At 53.4% G+C, this 18,417-nt stretch carries 20 protein-coding genes; 7 read left to right on the forward strand and 13 right to left on the reverse strand.

Going from position 1 to position 18,417, the window contains the following annotated elements:
- The first annotated feature begins 121 nt into the window (after positions 1-121).
- From speE to O5O45_RS28475, 4 genes are all read left to right on the forward strand, one after another.
- Entirely contained in the window at positions 122-985 is an 864-nt protein-coding gene (gene speE / locus O5O45_RS28460) for a polyamine aminopropyltransferase (RefSeq protein WP_305902677.1), read from the forward strand.
- Positions 986-1,206: 221 nt separating this feature from the next.
- Complete coding sequence (gene fabA, locus O5O45_RS28465) at positions 1,207-1,758, forward strand: bifunctional 3-hydroxydecanoyl-ACP dehydratase/trans-2-decenoyl-ACP isomerase (protein WP_127973847.1); 552 nt, start codon at positions 1,207-1,209, stop codon at positions 1,756-1,758.
- A 31-nt stretch (positions 1,759-1,789) separates the two neighbouring features.
- The gene (fabB, locus tag O5O45_RS28470; protein WP_305902678.1) at positions 1,790-3,004 is read left to right on the forward strand and encodes a beta-ketoacyl-ACP synthase I; all 1,215 of its coding nucleotides are present in this window, start codon (positions 1,790-1,792) and stop codon (positions 3,002-3,004) included.
- Positions 3,005-3,235: 231 nt separating this feature from the next.
- Positions 3,236-3,772 carry a L,D-transpeptidase family protein gene (locus tag O5O45_RS28475; protein ID WP_305902679.1) on the forward strand — a complete coding sequence of 179 codons (537 nt, stop codon included), beginning with the start codon at positions 3,236-3,238 and terminating at the stop codon, positions 3,770-3,772.
- A gap of 20 nt (positions 3,773-3,792) precedes the next feature.
- Here O5O45_RS28475 and O5O45_RS28480 read toward each other — a convergent pair whose 3' ends face one another.
- From O5O45_RS28480 to glnK, 3 genes are all read right to left on the reverse strand, one after another.
- A complete protein-coding gene (locus O5O45_RS28480) occupies positions 3,793-4,044 on the reverse strand; it encodes a SemiSWEET transporter (protein ID WP_127973844.1) in 252 nt (83 codons plus the stop codon).
- Between the two features lie 178 nt (positions 4,045-4,222).
- Complete coding sequence (locus O5O45_RS28485) at positions 4,223-5,494, reverse strand: ammonium transporter (protein ID WP_305902680.1); 1,272 nt, start codon at positions 5,492-5,494, stop codon at positions 4,223-4,225.
- Positions 5,495-5,545: 51 nt separating this feature from the next.
- Positions 5,546-5,884 (reverse strand): P-II family nitrogen regulator, encoded by a 339-nt coding sequence (gene glnK / locus O5O45_RS28490; RefSeq protein WP_011400096.1) that lies wholly within the window; start codon positions 5,882-5,884, stop codon positions 5,546-5,548.
- 411 nt (positions 5,885-6,295) lie between these two features.
- Here glnK and O5O45_RS28495 point away from each other — a divergent pair, with 411 nt between their 5' ends.
- Together O5O45_RS28495 and O5O45_RS28500 are read left to right on the forward strand one after the other, a co-directional pair.
- A complete protein-coding gene (locus tag O5O45_RS28495; RefSeq protein WP_305902681.1) occupies positions 6,296-6,568 on the forward strand; it encodes an accessory factor UbiK family protein in 273 nt (90 codons plus the stop codon).
- A 111-nt stretch (positions 6,569-6,679) separates the two neighbouring features.
- The gene (locus O5O45_RS28500) at positions 6,680-8,212 is read left to right on the forward strand and encodes a YifB family Mg chelatase-like AAA ATPase (RefSeq protein WP_305902682.1); all 1,533 of its coding nucleotides are present in this window, start codon (positions 6,680-6,682) and stop codon (positions 8,210-8,212) included.
- A gap of 293 nt (positions 8,213-8,505) precedes the next feature.
- On the opposite strand, the gene O5O45_RS28505 is transcribed toward O5O45_RS28500, so the two are convergent.
- Entirely contained in the window at positions 8,506-9,357 is an 852-nt protein-coding gene (locus O5O45_RS28505) for a hypothetical protein (protein WP_305902683.1), read from the reverse strand.
- A 532-nt stretch (positions 9,358-9,889) separates the two neighbouring features.
- Here O5O45_RS28505 and trmB point away from each other — a divergent pair.
- A complete protein-coding gene (trmB, locus tag O5O45_RS28510) occupies positions 9,890-10,576 on the forward strand; it encodes a tRNA (guanosine(46)-N7)-methyltransferase TrmB (RefSeq protein WP_305902684.1) in 687 nt (228 codons plus the stop codon).
- A gap of 35 nt (positions 10,577-10,611) precedes the next feature.
- Here the strand turns inward: trmB and O5O45_RS28515 are convergent, their stop codons facing one another.
- The 9 genes from O5O45_RS28515 to O5O45_RS28555 form a co-directional block, all read right to left on the reverse strand.
- Positions 10,612-11,139: a hypothetical protein gene (locus tag O5O45_RS28515; protein ID WP_305902685.1), complete on the reverse strand. Its 528-nt coding sequence runs from the start codon at positions 11,137-11,139 to the stop codon at positions 10,612-10,614.
- 59 nt (positions 11,140-11,198) lie between these two features.
- Positions 11,199-12,365 (reverse strand): radical SAM family heme chaperone HemW, encoded by a 1,167-nt coding sequence (gene hemW, locus O5O45_RS28520; protein WP_305902686.1) that lies wholly within the window; start codon positions 12,363-12,365, stop codon positions 11,199-11,201.
- Positions 12,358-12,957, reverse strand: a complete 600-nt coding sequence (locus O5O45_RS28525) for an XTP/dITP diphosphatase (protein WP_305902687.1) — start codon at positions 12,955-12,957, stop codon at positions 12,358-12,360. The genes hemW and O5O45_RS28525 overlap by 8 nt, the downstream gene beginning before the upstream one ends.
- A 44-nt stretch (positions 12,958-13,001) precedes the next feature.
- The gene (locus O5O45_RS28530) at positions 13,002-13,469 is read right to left on the reverse strand and encodes a DUF4426 domain-containing protein (protein WP_305902688.1); all 468 of its coding nucleotides are present in this window, start codon (positions 13,467-13,469) and stop codon (positions 13,002-13,004) included.
- A 7-nt stretch (positions 13,470-13,476) separates the two neighbouring features.
- On the reverse strand, positions 13,477-14,070 hold the full coding sequence (gene metW, locus O5O45_RS28535; RefSeq protein WP_305902689.1) for a methionine biosynthesis protein MetW: 594 nt from the start codon (positions 14,068-14,070) through the stop codon (positions 13,477-13,479).
- Positions 14,060-15,217, reverse strand: a complete 1,158-nt coding sequence (gene metX / locus O5O45_RS28540) for a homoserine O-succinyltransferase MetX (RefSeq protein WP_305902690.1) — start codon at positions 15,215-15,217, stop codon at positions 14,060-14,062. Before metX ends, metW begins: the two co-directional genes overlap by 11 nt.
- A gap of 172 nt (positions 15,218-15,389) precedes the next feature.
- Positions 15,390-17,348, reverse strand: coding sequence for a dynamin family protein (locus tag O5O45_RS28545; protein ID WP_305902691.1), 1,959 nt, complete (start codon positions 17,346-17,348; stop codon positions 15,390-15,392).
- Between the two features lie 185 nt (positions 17,349-17,533).
- Entirely contained in the window at positions 17,534-17,842 is a 309-nt protein-coding gene (locus O5O45_RS28550) for a DUF167 domain-containing protein (protein ID WP_305902692.1), read from the reverse strand.
- On the reverse strand, positions 17,835-18,374 hold the full coding sequence (locus tag O5O45_RS28555) for a YggT family protein (protein ID WP_305902693.1): 540 nt from the start codon (positions 18,372-18,374) through the stop codon (positions 17,835-17,837). The genes O5O45_RS28550 and O5O45_RS28555 overlap by 8 nt, the downstream gene beginning before the upstream one ends.
- Positions 18,375-18,417: the final 43 nt, after the last annotated feature.

Genomic DNA, 18,417 nt, shown 5'->3' on the forward strand with positions numbered 1-18,417 from the left:
GGGAAACGCCGGCGAGCCCCAAAATAATGCTGTGATCTTCGCGCCTTACGCCTACAATATGCTGCTTTAGCCGCAGGCGCATCGCGCCGACAATAATTAATCGAATCATTGGGAGAACATAATGAGCGAGCAGATCCCCGGGTGGTTTACCGAAATCTTTCAGGACCAGGGCACCGGGTTTTCCCTCAAAGTAAAAAGTAAACTGCACGAAGAGCAGAGCCAGTATCAAAAGATTGAAATCTTTGAGACGGAAACCTTCGGTAATCTGATGGTGTTGGACGGTTGCGTCATGTTGACTGACCGTGACAATTTCCTCTACCACGAAATGATGACCCATCCCGCGCTGTTCACTCATCACGCGCCGAAGAAAGTCGTAATTGTTGGCGGCGGCGATTGCGGCACATTGAAAGAAGTGCTCAAACACCCTGGCGTTGAAGAAGCCTGGCAGGTCGAGATCGACGAGCGCGTCACCCGTGTCGCAGAGAAGTATTTCCCTGATCTGTGCACGGCTAACAATGACTCGCGGGCCAATTTCTTCTTTGGCGACGGCATCAAGTGGATCGCCGACGCGCCGCTGGAGTCCATCGACCTGATTATCGTCGACTCCACAGATCCGGTCGGGCCTGCTGAAGGCCTGTTCGCCGTTGACTTCTACCGCAACTGCTTCATGGCGCTACGCGAAGGCGGCATGATTGTGCAGCAGACGGAATCCCCTTTACTGCACACGTCCAGCATTATCAAGAAAGTGCATGAAGATATGCGTCAGGCTGGTTTTGACGGCGTCAGAACGCTGCCGTTCCCGCAGCCTGTGTATCCTACCGGCTGGTGGAGTTGCACCATGGCGGGCAAGGGTAAGAAGCTGGAATTTTTCCGTGAGGAAGATGCGGCTGAGCGTCCTTTCGTTACTCGCTATTACAATGCGGAAGTGCATAAAGCGGCCTTGGCTCTGCCTGAATTCATGAAGAATGAACTTGACTTAGATTAGTCCGAACGTTTATTTCTATACATCTGTATTTTAATGCTTAAGGCCAGATACCATAAGGGAATCCGGCCTTCCGAAAAGGGTGCGAACCTACCTTTGTCCAATAGACGTACTTTTTTCGGGCGCACTAACATGCAAACCATAACTCCTGTCAAGAAACGGCAATACAGCCGGTATATGGTTGGCAGGCTATTGGACGTGATATAGAAATCGGAGTTAACTGCGTGCACGCAATAGCAGAAAACCATGGAGTGAAAGCTTCATATACGAAAGAAGAACTTCAAGCCTGCGGACAGGGACGGTTATTTGGCGAAGGCGCTGCGAAACTTCCCGTGGATCAGATGTTGATGGTCGACCGGGTGTCTCAAATCTCCGCAGAAGGCGGAGCATACGGTCACGGGGTCGTGCGTGCGCAGTTGGATATCAATCCGGATCTGTGGTTTTTTAAATGTCATTTCGTCGGCGATCCGGTCATGCCGGGTTGCCTCGGACTGGACGCAATGTGGCAGCTGGTAGGCTTTTTCCTGGCGTGGAAAGGTCACAAGGGATTGGGCCGGGCGCTGGGGGTCGGCGAGGTTAAGTTCACCGGCCAGGTGTTGCCGTCCGCAAAATCCGTCGAGTATGTTCTCGATATCAAAAGAGTAATCGCTCGTAAGTTAATCATGGCCTTGGCTGATGGAACCGTGTATGTCGACGGCAAAGCCATTTATACTGCCAAGGATTTACGAGTGGGCTTGTTTGACCCCGCCGCTATGAGCGGCGCGGAAATCAAATAAGTTATCCTTTGCAAATGTAAGAGGTTTCTGAATGAAACGCGCCGTCATAACCGGAATGGGAATCGTATCCTGCTTGGGCAACTCCAAAGAGGAGGTGGCTGAGTCACTGAAAGCTGGCCGCTCAGGCATTCGGTTTAACGAAAGCTATAAAGAAGCGGGCTTAAGAAGCCAGGTCAGTGGCAGCGTCCAGATCGATTTCGCTGAACACATCGACCGCAAACATCTGCGCTTCATGGGCGACGCGGCTGCGTACGCCTATATCGCAATGAATCAGGCCATCACGGACGCTAAAATTGACGACGAGCTGTTGGGCAGCACTCGCACCGGCATCGTGATGGGCTCCGGCGGAGCCTCCACCAGTAACGTCGTCGAATCCGTCGATATTCTGCGTGAGAAAGGCGTCAAGCGTGTGGGGCCTTATCGCGTACCCCGCACCATGAACAGTTCTGTAAACGCCTGTTTGTCCACCGCGTTTAAAATTCGCGGCGTCAACTACTCCATTACTTCCGCTTGCGCGACCGCTGCGCATTGTATCGGTCACGCCTGGGAACAAATCCAGTTGGGCAAGCAAGACGTCGTATTCGCTGGCGGCGGTGAAGAAGAGCATTGGAGCCTGGCGGTTCTGTTCGACGCCATGGGCGCGTTGTCCAGTAAGTACAACGACGATCCTTCCCGCGCGTCACGTCCTTATTGCTCCACCCGTGATGGCTTTGTCATCGCTGGCGGCGGCGCGGTTGTCGTCGTAGAAGAGCTGGAACATGCGCTGCGTCGCGGCGCGCCGATTTATGCTGAATTGGTGGGCTACGGCGCCACTTCCGATGGCGACGACATGGTGGCTCCTTCTGGGGAAGGCGCAGTACGCTGTATCCATCAGGCGCTGGCTACCGTAAATACGCCGGTGGATTACGTCAATACCCACGGCACCAGCACACCAGTCGGCGATATTATTGAGCTGAAAGCGGTAAAAGAAGCTTTTGGCGACAACCTGCCGCGCATCAGTTCCACCAAATCGCTGTCTGGCCATTCTTTGGGTGTGGCTGGCGTACATGAAGCAATCTACTGCTTGCTGATGATGGAGGGCGGTTTCATCGCACCTTCACGCCACATCGAATCACTGGACGAGAGAGCGGCGGGCTTCCCGATCGTGACTGAGCCTACCGATGCGGAACTGAACACCGTTCTGAGCAACAGCTTCGGCTTCGGCGGCACCAACGCCTGTCTGGCTTTCAGCAAATACAAAGGCTGATCCAGTACTGCGACAGAATAAAAAGCCTGCGCTTGGCGCAGGCTTTTTTATGCCTGTTTTCTGGTATTTTCATCTAACCCAGTTGGCATCTTCTTGATTGTGATGTAAAAACATCACGTACATAGCTGAGATACAAATAGAAGATGTTGGTCACAGTTCGAATCTGTGCAGGATTCTTATGTTTGCTATGCTGATAGTTAGGCGTCATCCATTCGATTTCTAAAGGGTCTCATGCAGAAAGGTTCTCTATTTCTGGCGGGTGTTCTTTTTGCTTGCAGTGTTGGCGCGGAGCAGGCGCAAACATCGCTGGCGTTGTCTGAATCCGCATATATGGCTCCTCTGGTGGATAAAGTTCAGGTAAAGAAGGCGTCCAGACTTTTGATTCTGTTGAAAGAAGGTAAGCCTTTACGGGTATATCCCATCGCCCTGGGCGATAAGCCTCAGGGACATAAACAGTTTGAAGGGGATGAGCGAACGCCTGAAGGCACCTACTCACTTGACTGGCGTAATCCTAACAGCGCTTTTCATAAATCCATTCACGTCTCTTACCCTAATGACCAGGACATTGAATACGCGAAAAGCCAGGGACGAGAGCCTGGCGGAATGATCATGATTCATGGCTGGCCCAATGGCTTTAATCACGACCGCGACAGTATCTGGCTTTACGAATTTGATTGGACGGATGGATGTATCGCCGTTAACAATCAGGCGATGGATGAGATCTGGTCTTTGGTGCCGGATGGCACACCTATAGAAATTCTGCCGTAGACGAATTTGTCGCCGGGCCGTCAGCCGTGCTTCAGCTTTAGCGCCAGTACCGTGGACGCCAATGCTAATGTCAGCGTATTAGCAATAATAATCGGCCACGCGACCATCATGATCCCATAAAGCAACCACAGAAATACGCCTAACGTAAAAATGCTATACATTCCCAGCGAGATGCCGGATGTGTTTTTCGTTTTTAACGTTTGTCTGACCTGGGGCAGGAACGCCAGTGTGGTGAGCAGCGCGGCCAGTGTGCCGATGATGGATGCTAACATCTTATTAACCCTATAGAATTGCACGCATTTTAATCACGCTGTCGGGCAGCGTAACTAGGGGAAAATATGTACGCCCCGTCGTTATGGCTGGGGGCGCAGACTTCTAATAACACCGGTATCCTGCTTACACGAAAAAGGGCCGCCGAATGGCAGCCCTCTTTGAGGTCGTTTTGCGAGGTCAGTCGCGGGTGAATTCAGGATAGGCTTCCATCCCGCATTCCGCCAGATCCACGCCTTCGTACTCTTCTTCTTCGCTGACGCGGATGCCCATGATTACTTTAATCAGGCCCCACACCACCAAGCTGGTTGCGAATACCCATACGAAGATGGTTAGCGCGCCAGCCAGCTGAGCCATGAAGCTAACGTCAGTTGTGAAGGGAACCACCAGAAGACCCAGCAGACCGCAAGCGCCGTGTACAGAGATCGCGCCAACAGGATCGTCGATTTTCAGTTTATCCAGCGTCACGATGGAGAATACCACCAGCACGCCAGCCACTACGCCAATCAGAGATGAGGCCACGGGGGATGGAGCGTCCGGGTTAGCCGTGATCGCCACCAGACCTGCCAGGGCCCCGTTAAGAAGCATGGTCAGGTCCGCTTTGCCGAACAGCAGGCGAGCGGTGATAAGTGCTGCAATCGCGCCAGTGGCCGCCGCGGCGTTAGTGTTCAGGAATACAATAGCCACGGAGTTGGCGTTGCCGATATCGCCCAGCTTCAATACCGAGCCGCCGTTGAAGCCGAACCAGCCCATCCACAGGATGAAGGTGCCCAGTGTCGCTAAAGGCAAGTTCGCGCCAGGAATAGCGTTAACTTGTCCGTTAGGGCCATATTTACCTTTACGTGGGCCAAGCAGCAATACGCCAGCCAGAGCCGCCGCCGCGCCGGCCAAGTGAACAATGCCGGAACCAGCGAAGTCTTTGAAGCCCATATCACCCAGGCTATACAGGCCGAATACGGCATTTCCACCCCAGGTCCAGGAACCTTCCATCGGATAGATAAATGCAGTCATTACCACTGCGAAAGCCAGGAACGCCCACAGCTTCATACGTTCGGCGACGGCTCCGGATACGATGGACATGGCGGTTGCTACAAACACAACCTGGAAGAAGAAGTCGGACGCGCCGGAATAGATAGCGCCCCCAGAGAAACCACCATCGCGCTCAGCGAATGATTTCAAGGTGTCGTCGACATAGGTCTCGCCAGGCATAATGGCGCTTAGGAAATATCCGCCGCTGCCATACATGATTTCATAGCCGCAGATCAGATACATGATGCAGGCGATAGCGTAGAGAGCGACGTTTTTGGTAAGAATTTCAGTGGTGTTCTTGGCGCGCACCAGGCCGGATTCCAACATGGCGAAACCGGCGGCCATCCACATGACCAATGCGCCCATCACAAGGAAATAGAAGGTATCTAATGCATATTGTAAGTGAAAAACATTGTTTTCCATGAAAAGCCCTCCGCACTAGGCTTGTCAGTTACCAGTTGTTGTTAGTTTTGGTTAAATCGCGTCTGTACCAGTCTCGCCGGTCCTTATGCGGATGGCTTGTTGCAGATCCACCACAAAAATTTTGCCGTCGCCGATCTTGCCGGTGTTTGCGGCTTTAGTGATGGCTTCTACGACTTGATCGAGCAAGTCATCGCCGATAGCGACTTCGATTTTCACCTTGGGGAGAAAGTCGACGACATACTCTGCGCCACGGTATAGCTCGGTGTGGCCCTTTTGACGACCGAACCCTTTTACTTCGGTCACGGTCACGCCCTGAACGCCAATCTCGGAGAGTGCTTCACGCACATCATCCAGCTTGAATGGCTTGATAATGGCAGTTACCAGTTTCATTTTTTTCTCCTTTGTATCTACCCGCCTGTTATAGAAATCGCACAGTCAGCAAGCTCAACCACGCACAAAAATATGTGCGGAATTTGTGCGTGATGTAGCATCTGCTGTGCCAATGATAAAAAATTTATTTAAAACAGTTAACTAGATGAATATTTCTTACCTTGTGGAAAAACCAGGGCACAATTATAGCGCAGCACGCCCCTGTTTGAGGTTAAATGGCGCCCGTGGCTGGTGCGCATTTAGAAAAATGCACAAACTTTGTGCAAAAAAGTGGATGGGCAACGTTAGAAACAGGAATTATTGTCACATTGCCTTCAGTTCTGCAGCCAATGGCGGGAAACGGGGAGGATTCCATAAACAAACCAGGATCGCCGTGGTACAATCGCCGCTCCGAAAAACGGAGGACTTTCCATGTCGGTATCACCAGTAGATTTGCTTAACGCGTTCAACCAGCATTTTGGCCAGTTTCTGCCGGATGTCGCTAAATCGGCGCATGAAGATGTCCAGCAGCAAGCCAAGGCGGCTTTATCCAGCATTATCTCCAAGCTGGACCTGGTGACCCGGGAAGAGTTCGATGTGCAATTGGAAGTATTGCGCCGCACCCGCGAGAAACTGGACAGTCTGGAAAAACGCGTGGTTGAACTGGAGGCGGCTTTACAGGCCAAGGCTGAGCAGGGCGAGTAAGCCCATCGATACTGTTTATTAACCGGCGACGCTAATCAGGTCGCCGGTCACGTTTCATTTCATACATATTAGCGCCTCAGGAACGAGGCTGAACTTATCCAAGGAGGGAGTATGTCACTCGCAATCGTCAACACGCGCGCCAAACTTGGCGTGGAAGCGCCGCTGGTAAAAGTCGAAGCCCATCTGTCAAACGGCTTGCCGGCCTTGTCTATCGTTGGGCTTCCTGAAGCCGCTGTCAAAGAAAGCAAAGATCGGGTCAGGAGCGCGCTACTCAACAGCGGTTTTGAATTTCCCACCCGTCGCATCACGATTAATCTCGCCCCCGCAGATCTTCCTAAAGAGGGAGGTCGTTATGATCTCGCTATCGCCATCGGCGTACTGGCGGCATCAGGGCAATTGCCCGATGAGGCGATTGCAGGATATGAGTTCTATGGCGAACTGGCGCTCTCTGGAGAGTTGCGACCGGTAACGGGAATGTTGCCCGCCGCGCTTCGCTGCGCCCAAGCTGGCGCTAAAATTATACTGCCGCCGCAAAATGCCCAGGAGGCCAGTCTGGTGTCTGCGCTGGATGTCTATGCGCCCGCCACCTTGGGGCAGTTGGCCGCCTTTCTGCTGGGACATGAGCGCATGACGCCGGTCCGCCAGCATGAGCGCACAGCGCCAAGGCGCGCAGCTCCGGATATGGCGGACATCAAAGGTCAGTTTCAAGCCAAGCGGGCGTTGGAGATCGCTGCAGCGGGCAATCACAATATGTTGATGTTCGGCCCGCCAGGAACAGGGAAAACCATGCTGGCGTCGCGTCTGGTGGGCATCTTACCTGAGTTGACGGAAATGGAAGCGCTGGAAACAGCGGCAGTCAATTCCGTGGCGGGAGTCAGTCTGGATATGACGCAGTGGCGGCAGCGACGCTTCCGGGCTCCTCATCATACGGCATCTGCGGTTGCGCTGGTCGGCGGCGGTTCTAATCCCAAACCTGGAGAAATTTCATTGGCGCACAATAGTGTGCTATTTCTCGACGAATTGCCGGAATTTGACCGAAAAGTGCTGGAAGTGTTGCGAGAACCAATGGAATCTGGAGAGATCGTGATTTCCAGAGCCGCGCAGCAAACGACCTTTCCAGCCCGTTTTCAGCTCATTGCTGCGATGAATCCATGCCCTTGTGGCTATTCCGGCCACCCTGAAGTGGCCTGTAAGTGCACCGAAATGCAGGTAAGTCGTTATCGACAGAAGATCTCAGGTCCCTTGTTGGATCGTTTTGATTTACATGTGGAGGTGCCGGCTGTCTCTATCAATGAGCTGCAACGCGCCGCCAGGTCGGAAAGCAGTGCTCAGATTGCTTCGCGGGTGAACGCCGCCAGACAGGCGCAATTGGCCCGTGCAGGCTGCGCCAATCAGTATCTGCAGGGCGAGTCCCTTGAGCAGCACTGTCAATTGGGAGAAAAAGAGCGACAGCTACTGGAGCGGGCCCTGCAAAGGCTTGGTTTGTCAGCCCGAGCCTATCACCGGGTTCTGCGGGTGGCGAGAACCATCGCTGACTTGTCCGGCTCGCCCCATATCCAGGCGGCGCACCTATTAGAGTCGCTCAGCTTTCGCGCTTTGGACCGTCGCAGGGAACCTCAGCATGAGATGCCGCAGACGAATTAAACATTGGTGTTTCTGTGATATGAGCGCACTTGTATGGGATTGAGTCGCCGACGAATAAGCGACTCCATAAAAAGAGGAGCCCAAGGGGGCTCCTAAATGGGGTTTAGGAAGACAATTTCGATCGCTTCAGATCGAATTTGCTTGACTGGGTGCATAGGCATGGCCCAGTCAATTAAATTGTACAAAAAATGCTCTAATCTATCTATAAAGGAACGGCGCGAGGAATGTAAACGCTTGTGAACTGAGAACGTAAAAAGGGCGTCTTGTGCCGGTTTCTGTAGGGGAGAAGCGGGTCAGGTGCCTGTGTGGTAAGAGCTGCTGTTTATCCATGTCTCCAACTCCCTGTCGGTGGCGCTTTTCAGGCGTTTCAGGCCTGCTTTGACATATTGTTTGGTTTGGAACACGAGCTGGCTGCTGTCACTGAAGAACTGATCCGCAAGTAGTCCCTCTCCCGTGCGTCCGGGCGTCAGCTCCTGAGTAATGCGATGTTCGATGCCCAGCCAGATATCCCCGAGTTTGTACCAAGGCTGTCCCGCCAGCAGTAGCTCATCCACATCATACTGGCTGCTGATGTGGTGGCTGGATTGCGTGAAGTAGCGAGACAAAAAACCAAGCCGGTCAACAAAAGCCTTCTCCTTCGCGCCTGAAGCCAGACAGTGAGTGCCGATGCCGCGAATCTGGGCGGCGGTTTCCATCAGTTCTGGCAGCTCATTCAAGGACAGGCGCGCGACGGGTTGATGGGATATGTCCAGATGTTCAAACAGAGGGCCGTTCAGAAAGTCCTTATATAACTTCAATAGCTGCTGAATAAGGTGAGTATGCAACTCGAAGTTATGAAAAGCGCTATCCTGGCGCCAATGATAATTCACCGTGAACCATTCCGCGCATAGACTCTGCCAGCTCTCATCGGAGATCAGGTCTCCGCGGAGCCGCTGTACTTCCTGTAAGTCTTTGAGTACATAGGGTTTGATCGCGGCCAGGCGGATCTCGAAGAAATCGTCGCCTCCCAATATGGCCAGTGTGGCGCCGCGATGCTGCTGAATATGGGTGATCAACTCCAGCAATTGCTGGCATAGCTCCAGGCAGCGCTGCCGGGCTTGGTGCCGTTCATAGGCTTGGCGGACTTTAGAAATAGATATGTTCATCTTCCATTTTAATTATTAGCTCTATGGTTGATGTTTCCGGAACTGCGATAGCCGGGGTTGCTATCTCCAGCTCAAGCAATATAAAGGCCAAGGAGTCCCTTGATCTTGCCGCCGTTCACGGGGCGTTAGATCATCTATCTTTAAAGCTTAGCTTAAAGCCCATGGTTTCGGGTGGCCCCGATCAATGCTTTTATTCTGGCTTCTGCGAGGCGCCTGACCAAAGTTGTGCGTTGCTGATTTTGTGGAGATAAAAAGCGCCTGTATTTTGCTTCATTTTGGTGCGCGCTGATGAGTGAAAGAGGCTAAAGTACCGTGATAGCGCAAGATTGCGGGAGGTTTCGGTGCGTTATTGCAGGATCTTTTGTTCTGAACTAAGGCGGATGCACATAAAAAATGGGGCGATAAGTCGTTGCGTGTTTTTTATACGGAGCCTATCATTCCAGCCCCTGTTTTCCGATGACGGCGAGAGTGTTTCCCTCATTGGTGTGACCAGACTTTCCTGAAGCAGTTAGAGTAACGATTTAGAGTAGCTATGGATAATCAACATTTACGCCCCATTCGCAGTTTTGTTATTCGAGGTGGGCGTATGACGACCTCCCAGCAAAAAGCGTTTGACCGCCTATGGCCGGAAAAAGGCCTGGCTGTGGAAAACGGCCTTCTGGATTTGGAAAGTGCGTTCGGCCGCCGCTCGACGGTAGTACTGGAGATCGGTTTCGGCATGGGACAATCTCTGGCGGAAATGGCGGCGAATGAACCCGATGCAGATTTCATTGGCGTTGAAGTGCACAAGCCGGGCGTCGGCGCTTTGTTGCGGCATATGGAGGAACAGTCCCTGGAGAATATCCGTATTTTTTGGGACGACGCCAACGAGGTAATTGATAAATGTCTGCCAGACGCCTCGCTTGATCGCGTGCAACTGTTCTTTCCCGACCCTTGGCATAAAAAGCGTCACAATAAGCGCCGGATTGTGCAGTTGGAGTTTGTGCAGCGAATACGCGCCAAGCTGAAGAACGGAGGCGTATTCCATATGGCGACGGATTGGGAGCCCTATGCAGAGCATATGATGGAGATCATGAGCGAAGCGCCGGGAATGGAGAATATTGCTGGAGCGGGGCAGTTTTCACCGCGCCCTGATACCCGCCCCGTCACCAAATTTGAGAAGCGCGGCGAACGTTTGGGACATGGCGTTTGGGATCTCATGTTCCGTCGGGTCGACTGATATTGCAAAAGGGGCGTTTGCTAACGCCCCTGGCTTCAGTTGGATTTCGCCGCCGCTTCCCGGGTGATTCTGATACGCAGGAAGTGCATCAGGCGGGTCAGCAGAAATCCAATGCCGGTAATCAGCAACAGGAACTTCAGGCTGGCGAAGTAATAGGCCGCAGCAGTCAGCTGTGGATATAGCCCACCGCCCAATACAAAGCCCAAGGCGACGTTCTCAACAGCGTCGCACATCCCCGCAATTAAAAAGCACACTGTAAATAAATGCTTCAGATCGCTGTCCGCGCCTCGCGACAATGCGCAAAGCAGCACGGTGTAGGCAACCAGAAACGGAAAGTCCAGAATCAGGCTCCAAGTCGCCCAGAACTGCCCCTCACGCCCCCATGAATTGAGAATGAGTTCTGCTCGGAATGGATTTTTGGCCAGTTCGAAACTGACGAAGCCCCAGGGCGCGACGTCGTTTTGCAGGTGAGGGTGTATCCAGAAAATCAGTCCGCCGAAAAGGACGGTGGCGGCGAGACTGAAAGCAATGCGGTTTTTCTGCGACGGGTGAGGGTCGTCCATAGGTATAAACCTGTATTATCCGGGAAGCGTCCAGTGTAAAACAAAGCTGTCGAGTTGGGCTAGTCCATAAAATGAGTTAAAACAGCGTTTAAGTGGCGATAGCCTAATTCTGTGCACTGTAGTCTGTCAGCCTGCAGCCAGCCTTTTTGGCGCGCTTCACTCAGTTGCGGCTCCAATAGAGAGACGCCAACGCCAGTACGGCGCAGCAGCAGTTCTTCCTCCACGCCTTCCCGTAATCTTAGCGCGTTCATCAGAAAGTCCACGCCAGCCTCATGGGCCGGAGTCACCTCTTCCCCTGCAATATAGTTGTCGATTCGGCTGAGATAGTGCTGCGGCAAGCGGGTTTTCCAGTAGCGGATTACATCTCCGGAAGTTCCCGTCAGCTTGCCATGAGCGCCTGCGCCAATGGCCAGGTAGTCACCAAAGCGCCAGTAATTGAGATTGTGTCTGGACTCCATTCCCGTTTGGGCGAAGGCGGAGATCTCATACTGGTTATAACCGGCTTGAGCTAACCGTTCGCAGCCGTTCTCATGGATTTCCCAAAGGGTATCGTCTTCTGGTAATTGGGGCGGATGGCGGTAAAACTCGGTATTGGGTTCGATGGTCAGTTGATACCAGGAAAGATGCGTGGGGCTCAGGCTAATCGCTGTGTCCAGATCTTCCATCGCATGCTGTAGGGATTGTCCCGGCAGTCCGTGCATCAGGTCCAGGTTAAAGTTATCGAATCCCGCCTGGCGGGCTTTGTGCACGGCTCTAATCGCGTCCTCGCCGTTATGTATGCGGCCAAGCGTCGTCAGTAGTTCAGGCTGGAAGCTCTGTACGCCCAGAGACAAGCGATTAACGCCGCCTTGAAACAGGTCTTTGAACTTAGCCTCGTCAACGGTTCCCGGATTGGCTTCCAGCGTGATCTCAATGTCCTCCTGGAAGCCCAGTCGCTGGCGCGCGCCATCTATGATTGACGCGATAATGTCGGGTGAGAGCAGACTTGGGGTGCCGCCGCCAAAAAAAATGGAGCTAAGAGTTCTTTGCCCACTGGTTTGCTCCAGTCGGAATATCTCTGTATCCAGATCCCGTAACAGCGCCTGTAGATATTCCCGCTCAGGCAGCTCCGATCGCGCGGTGTGAGAATTAAAGTCGCAATATGGGCATTTACGCACGCACCAGGGGATGTGAACGTAAAGCGCCAGGGGCGGTGTATGCAGCCCCGGCGTCAGAATATCAGCCATATAGGCGCGTCAACTCCGCAACCAGTTGCGCCATCGCCTGTCCGCGATGACTGAGAGCGTTTTTCTGCTCCGGCGTTAATTCCGCAGAAGTACACTGGCGGTCAGACAGCCAGAAGAGCGGGTCGTAACCGAATCCACCGCCGCCGCTTGTCTGTTCTGCAATAGAGCCCTCCCAGGCGCCGTGACAGATAATAGGGACCGGGTCGGCTTCGTGACGCATAAAGGCGAGCACGCAGTGAAAGCGTGCGGTTCTGGCGCCAGTAGGCGTATTCGCCAGCAACTGCAGCAGCTTGGCGTTATTGTCCTGATCAGAAGCGCTTTCGCCTGCGAAGCGAGCGGAATAGATGCCCGGCGCGCCTTGCAAGGCGTCCACTTCCAGGCCGGAGTCATCCGCCAGAGCCGGCAGGCCGGAGACGGCCGCTGCGTGGCGGGCTTTAAGAATAGCGTTTTCGATAAAAGTCTGTCCGGTTTCCTCGATAGAGGGAATGTTCAGCTCTTTTTGAGAGACGACAGTGATGTCGAGGGAGCCGAGCAAACGGTTCAGCTCCTTAATTTTGCCGGCGTTATTGCTGGCTAATACGATCTTTTGCATGATTTAAGGTAAGTCTAAGTGCGTAGGAAAACGGGTCCCGGGAATTATTCCGGGAACAGTTCTTGATTAAAGCGCAGAGAAAACGGTCCCTGATTGGGATCGGCCTGAATTTCCAATTGGAAGGTCAATACTTCTCCCTGGCTATACCAGAACTCAGCGATTTGGTAGAGCGCTTCGCCTTCGTTGATCCGGCGGAACTCCAGATCTCTGCTTTGCTGTACGGGGTTGTTCACCTTGCCGCGAATAAACGCCGAGACGGCGCGAAGGGAGCCGTCTTCCTGCTTTTTCAGCACGGAGATATTTACAAAGCCGGTGGACTTACTGCGAGGCAGCTTATAGCGGGTCGCCACGTCGGGGTCCAAAATGGTGGTGGGAAGAGCGATGTAGTGTATTTCATAATCGCCGAAAACTTCTTTTTGTTCGGCCAAAGCCGAGCGAGCGGCCATCGCCAGGACAATAAAAACGAAAGCGCAGTAGTAAACAGAGCGAAACAGTTTTGCGAATATTTTCATACGAGCCTCACCGTGTAACGTGGTAGATAGCGATCTGCCCCAATAAGTTTGGCCAAAGCTGATTCAGCCAGTTGGTCCGATGCTCGTCGTCCACTACGGTCCTGTGCAGAATATGGATATTCTTTTGGTAGCACAGCTCCTCAAAATCCTTGAATGTGCACAAGTGGATGTTGGGCGTGTTGTACCAAGTATAGGGTAAGGTTTTGGATACCGGCATCTGACCTTTGCGGGCCAGATAGTAACGCAGTCGCCAATAACCGAAATTGGGGAAGGTGATGATGCATTCCTTGCCCAGACGCAGCATTTCATCCAACAAAATGTCCGGTTGTCTCACCGCCTGCAACGCCTGAGTCATGACCACCATGTCGAAGCTTTTGTCTTTGAAATTGCTCAGGCCTTTGCTGTCCAGGTCCTGCTCTATGACATTGACGCCTTTGCGCAGGCATTCAGTGATATTCTCACTGCTGATTTCCAGGCCATAGCCGCGCACCTGCTTATGGGTTTGCAGATAATCCAGCAGCGTGCCGTCGCCGCAACCAAGGTCGAGCACTTCCGTTCCCGGCTGGACCCAGTCTTTGATAATGGATAGATCAGCGCGCATGGGGAATCTCCTTCGCCACGCGACCCATGAAACCATGGAAAACATCCATATAGCGTTGGGTCGGTATCAAAAATGCGTCATGGCCATGAGGGGAGTCCACCTCTGCGTAGCTGACGGACTTCTTGGCCTCCACCATTGCATTGACCAGCTCTTCCGAGCGATCAGGCGGAAAGCGCCAGTCGGTGGTGAAGGATACCACCAGATACTTGCATTTGGCTGGCTCCAGCGCCTTACTGAGGTCGCCATCGTGCGCCCGCGCTGGGTCGAAATAGTCCAGAGCGCGGGTCATTAGCAGATAGGTGTTGGCGTCGAAATTCTTGGAGAAACGTTCGCCTTGGTAGTGCAGATAACTCTCTACTTCAAACTGTACGTCCAATAAGCCGAACTTCAGCGTTTGGGCGCGCAGGTCGCGGCCGAACTTTTCACCCATGGAAGCGTTGGAAAGATAAGTGATATGCCCGACCATCCGCGCCAGCATCAAACCTTTGTCTGGATAGGTCGTGTGCTCGCCATAACGGCCTTCATGAAAGTTCGGGTCCGATGTAATCGCTTTTCTGGCCACTTCATTGAATGCAATGTTTTGTGCGGACAAGCGTGGAGTAGAGGCGATCACGGCGGCGTTATGAACGCGGTCGGGATACTCGATGGACCATTGCAACGCCTGCATGCCGCCCAAACTGCCGCCTATCACCGCCGCCCAGTGTGGAATATTGAGGCGATCCGCCAGCATGGCCTGGCTGCGCACCCAGTCCTGTACGGTGACGACCGGGAAGTCGGGGCCATAGGCTTTGCCGGTTTCCGGATTAATTGACGCCGGCCCAGTGGAGCCGGCGCAGCCGCCCAGATTATTCAGGCTGACGACGAAGAATTTGTTGGTGTCTATCGGCTTGCCGGGACCTATACAGGAGTCCCACCAGCCAGGCTTGCTGTCTTCCATGGAATGATAACCCGCGGCGTGATGATGGCCGCTGAGGGCGTGACAGATCAGCACCGCGTTGGAGCGGTCTGCGTTCAACTCCCCGTAGGTTTCGTACATCAGTTGAAAACTGTTCAACTGTTTTCCGCATTCCAGGGTGAGAGGAATATCGAATTGAGCGACTTGCGGCGTGACGATCCCGACAGAGTCAGGTGGGATGACCTCTGGCATTAGTGCGAACTATTCCTTTCAAAAACACATGCTAAGTGGCGCAGTCTATTAATCAATCCAGCGGATAGCAATAACCAACCTGGGATGGCGCAGGAGAATAAGAAAACGGGAGACTGCGGGTGGAATCGGACGCGCCGCGCAAGCCGGGCTCACGCGGCGAATGATTGGGCTATCAGCGTTGCATGCCGGGAAGGCTGACCACCTTCTGGGTGAGCATTTGCGGGGCGGGGCGACGCAACTTGCGCTGTATCTGTTCCGCCTCCTGAATCTCCTGATTGATTTCCTCCATCATGCTCACGATGCGTTTCACCTGACTGCGCGTATCTTTGGCGGTTTTCGCCAAATCTTTCAGACGACGAATCTGGTGCTCCAGCAACTGCTTTTGCTCAATGGTGTGCTGCAATATCGGCAATAGCGCCTCTTGAGGCCAACGGTCCGTTTCTTTGTGGATTTCTTCGTACAGGCGACGGGCCTCGCTGACAATAACAGTGAAGAAGCGCTTCACCACTACAGTCTGTTCGGAAACCAGAGTGCGCGGGTTGCGGCGGAATTTATCCGCGCGCATCTTCAGTCCTTCCAGTTCTCGGATTTGCCGGGTAATGGTGAAGGGCGCGGGCCTCAGATGACTTGAGCGTGAATCATTGGCGTAGCGCTGGTAGATGGAGCCTACCATCTTCTGAGCCAGTCTGGCCTCATGGTTGAGGTTGCTGATGTCGTTTTCGATTGCATGGAAGAAGCCGGCCATGGCTCGGCCCATGCCAATCGTCGTCCAGCTGTTGATCAGCTCATCGCGAGTCTTTTTGGCGTGGGATTCGAAATGCTCCAGATTCACCAGATTGTTCAGAATCATCGCTTGTGACTTCATCAGACGGCGACTGGAGCGCAGCGTAAACAGCTTTTTGTAATAAAAGTTGTAGTCGTCCTGAGTCTTGTCAGTCAGCTCACGCAGGAAATCCGCGCTGACGCCCTTACTTTCATACTCCTCCAGCTTTTCCTGATAAGTAGCGTAACGGGACTGCAGGATGGCCTGGCTGGTTTGCAGCATGCCTAGTACGTCGTTCACGACATTATGGGTGATCAGCCGCTCTTTCTGTCCCAGAATGCGGTCGGTAAGCAGGGCCTCCAAGTCGTCGAGGCGGCTGCTGCGCAGCTTCTGCTCATCGCCCTTGATACGTCCGACCAACGCCTGCTTGGCGGAGAGCAACAGCACTTCTTCTGGCTTAAGGCCCAGTTGGTCGGCGGTTTTAGCCTGTACCTTGGCGATGGCCTTGTTGGTGTGCTCTTCGCCCTGAATATCGTCCCAGAGTACGTCGATCTTGTTGAGCACCGCAAAACGACCGGCGCGGTGATCAGAGTGTTCGGTGAAGATGTGATTGGTCCAGATCTCCATATCGCTGGCGGTAACGCCAGTGTCCGCGCCGAGCATAAAGATCACGGCGTGGGCGTTGGGAATCATGCTGACGGTCAGCTCCGGCTCGGAGCCCAAGGCGTTGAGGCCAGGGGTGTCCAGTATGCGGAGCCCCTGTTGCAGCATGGGGTTTTCCAGACTGATCAACGCATGGCGCCAAGCGGGAATAATCGCCATGCCCGGATGGCTGGGGTCGCGCTCCAATGAGCCCAGCTCAAAGCCCAGACGGCGGGCTTCTTCAAAACTGACTGTTCGCGTGCGCGCCACTTGGTCCAGCGACTCGCGCATGGATTCCGGCGTCGTCATGTCCAGAGGGTAATAAACCCAGTGCTCCTGGCTGCGTTTGTAGTCCGCCAGGGACTTTTCTTCGCTACGGGTCTCTATAGGAAGCAGCTTAAGGTAAGAGCCGCCATCGCGGTCATAGAACAGCTCGGTAGGACACATGGTGGTGCGCCCGGCCTGGGAAGGCAGCATGCGCTGGCCGAACTCGGCGAAAAACAGAGCGTTGATCAGTTCGGTCTTACCACGGGAAAACTCGCCGACGAATGCGATGGTGAGGTTGTCCTCATGGAGTAACTGAGCGCAGCGCTGCAGTTTCAGCTCCAGATCGTCGGAGTTCAGCTGATTGGTGCGCAGCCAGCTTTGATAATGGGCGATCTCCCGGATCAGGGTGTTCTTCCACTGGTGGTAGGCTTCGACGTGATAACTTAGTCCACTGCTCATATTGTTGTTTCTCGCTCTGACCCTAAGGTTGCCATTATATGGGATTCCGTTGGCGCTGCTGTGTCCGTGTTGGCGACTGCGAATGATGAAAATTTGTTCAGGTTCGATTTTGTATCGGGTAGCTTTGGAAAATCAAGCGTTTATATTGCGAAAAGGACATCAAACCGTCATGTAACGGTTTGTTATCATATATAGGGTTTTAGTAGCTTTGGGACGTCCGTCAAGTTTTGCACGCGAATACGCTTTTGACGGCTGCTTTCACCGGCGAGAATGTGTACATCTTGTTGCTTGACGCCGCAGACTTTGGCGAGAAAACGGATAAGCTGCTGATTGGCTCTACCATCGATAGGCGGGGCGCTTATTTTGATTTTCAGCGCGTCGCCATGCATGCCGACAATCTCATCTTTTTTAGCTCCAGGCTGTAAATGACACTGCAGAATGAGCGTTTGCTCATCCTGCAGGTTGACGCAGCGGGAAGCAGCTGGATCAGGCAATGGACAACGCCCGGCCGATCACGAACAGCAGCAGCAACACCACCATGGGGGAAAGATCCAGCCCGCCGATGGGAGGCATGATTTTACGTACCGGACGCATCAAAGGCTCGGTGATCTGATGGACAAGTTGAGCGCCTGGGTGATAACTGCCCGGAGCCACCCAGCTGATAATGACCATGATGAAGATGGCGAACTGATAAATGTTAATAACGCACTTGATCATCAGCAACACCGCCTTGGTCACGATGAGCCCCAGAAGTGGAAGTATGTGGCTCATAGGGGTCAGACTGACCAAGATGATTAACAGTATGGACAAAAGCAGCGCCAGCGCCAGCGAGGCGAAATCCAGACCTCTCCAGCCGGGAATGACTTTTCTGAGCGGCAGCAGCAACGGGTTGGTGGCCTTAACCACGAACTGGCTGATCGGGTTGTAGAAATCCGCCCGGGATACTTGGAGGATAAACCGCATCAGCACCACGCTTATGTAGAACATGCCGATGAAATATGTGACTTCTAACAAAATTTGTAACATAGGCTTTATATCCGTCTGGAAGTTGCTCTAGCCGCCTGCAAGA

The sequence above is a fragment of the Hahella sp. HNIBRBA332 genome (genome assembly GCF_030719035.1).
Lineage (GTDB): Bacteria > Pseudomonadota > Gammaproteobacteria > Pseudomonadales > Oleiphilaceae > Hahella.

Excerpts from the sequence above, each read along its gene's own strand:
- speE (WP_305902677.1), top strand. The coding sequence starts at position 122 with ATGAGCGAGCAGATCCCCGGGTGGTTTACCGAAATCTTTCAGGACCAG.
- fabB (WP_305902678.1), top strand. The coding sequence starts at position 1,790 with ATGAAACGCGCCGTCATAACCGGAATGGGAATCGTATCCTGCTTGGGC.
- O5O45_RS28475 (WP_305902679.1), top strand. The coding sequence starts at position 3,236 with ATGCAGAAAGGTTCTCTATTTCTGGCGGGTGTTCTTTTTGCTTGCAGT.
- O5O45_RS28480 (WP_127973844.1), bottom strand. The coding sequence starts at position 4,044 with ATGTTAGCATCCATCATCGGCACACTGGCCGCGCTGCTCACCACACTG.
- O5O45_RS28485 (WP_305902680.1), bottom strand. The coding sequence starts at position 5,494 with ATGGAAAACAATGTTTTTCACTTACAATATGCATTAGATACCTTCTAT.
- glnK (WP_011400096.1), bottom strand. The coding sequence starts at position 5,884 with ATGAAACTGGTAACTGCCATTATCAAGCCATTCAAGCTGGATGATGTG.
- O5O45_RS28495 (WP_305902681.1), top strand. The coding sequence starts at position 6,296 with ATGTCGGTATCACCAGTAGATTTGCTTAACGCGTTCAACCAGCATTTT.
- O5O45_RS28500 (WP_305902682.1), top strand. The coding sequence starts at position 6,680 with ATGTCACTCGCAATCGTCAACACGCGCGCCAAACTTGGCGTGGAAGCG.
- O5O45_RS28505 (WP_305902683.1), bottom strand. The coding sequence starts at position 9,357 with ATGAACATATCTATTTCTAAAGTCCGCCAAGCCTATGAACGGCACCAA.
- trmB (WP_305902684.1), top strand. The coding sequence starts at position 9,890 with ATGGATAATCAACATTTACGCCCCATTCGCAGTTTTGTTATTCGAGGT.
- O5O45_RS28515 (WP_305902685.1), bottom strand. The coding sequence starts at position 11,139 with ATGGACGACCCTCACCCGTCGCAGAAAAACCGCATTGCTTTCAGTCTC.
- hemW (WP_305902686.1), bottom strand. The coding sequence starts at position 12,365 with ATGGCTGATATTCTGACGCCGGGGCTGCATACACCGCCCCTGGCGCTT.
- O5O45_RS28525 (WP_305902687.1), bottom strand. The coding sequence starts at position 12,957 with ATGCAAAAGATCGTATTAGCCAGCAATAACGCCGGCAAAATTAAGGAG.
- O5O45_RS28530 (WP_305902688.1), bottom strand. The coding sequence starts at position 13,469 with ATGAAAATATTCGCAAAACTGTTTCGCTCTGTTTACTACTGCGCTTTC.
- metW (WP_305902689.1), bottom strand. The coding sequence starts at position 14,070 with ATGCGCGCTGATCTATCCATTATCAAAGACTGGGTCCAGCCGGGAACG.
- metX (WP_305902690.1), bottom strand. The coding sequence starts at position 15,217 with ATGCCAGAGGTCATCCCACCTGACTCTGTCGGGATCGTCACGCCGCAA.
- O5O45_RS28545 (WP_305902691.1), bottom strand. The coding sequence starts at position 17,348 with ATGAGCAGTGGACTAAGTTATCACGTCGAAGCCTACCACCAGTGGAAG.
- O5O45_RS28555 (WP_305902693.1), bottom strand. The coding sequence starts at position 18,374 with ATGTTACAAATTTTGTTAGAAGTCACATATTTCATCGGCATGTTCTAC.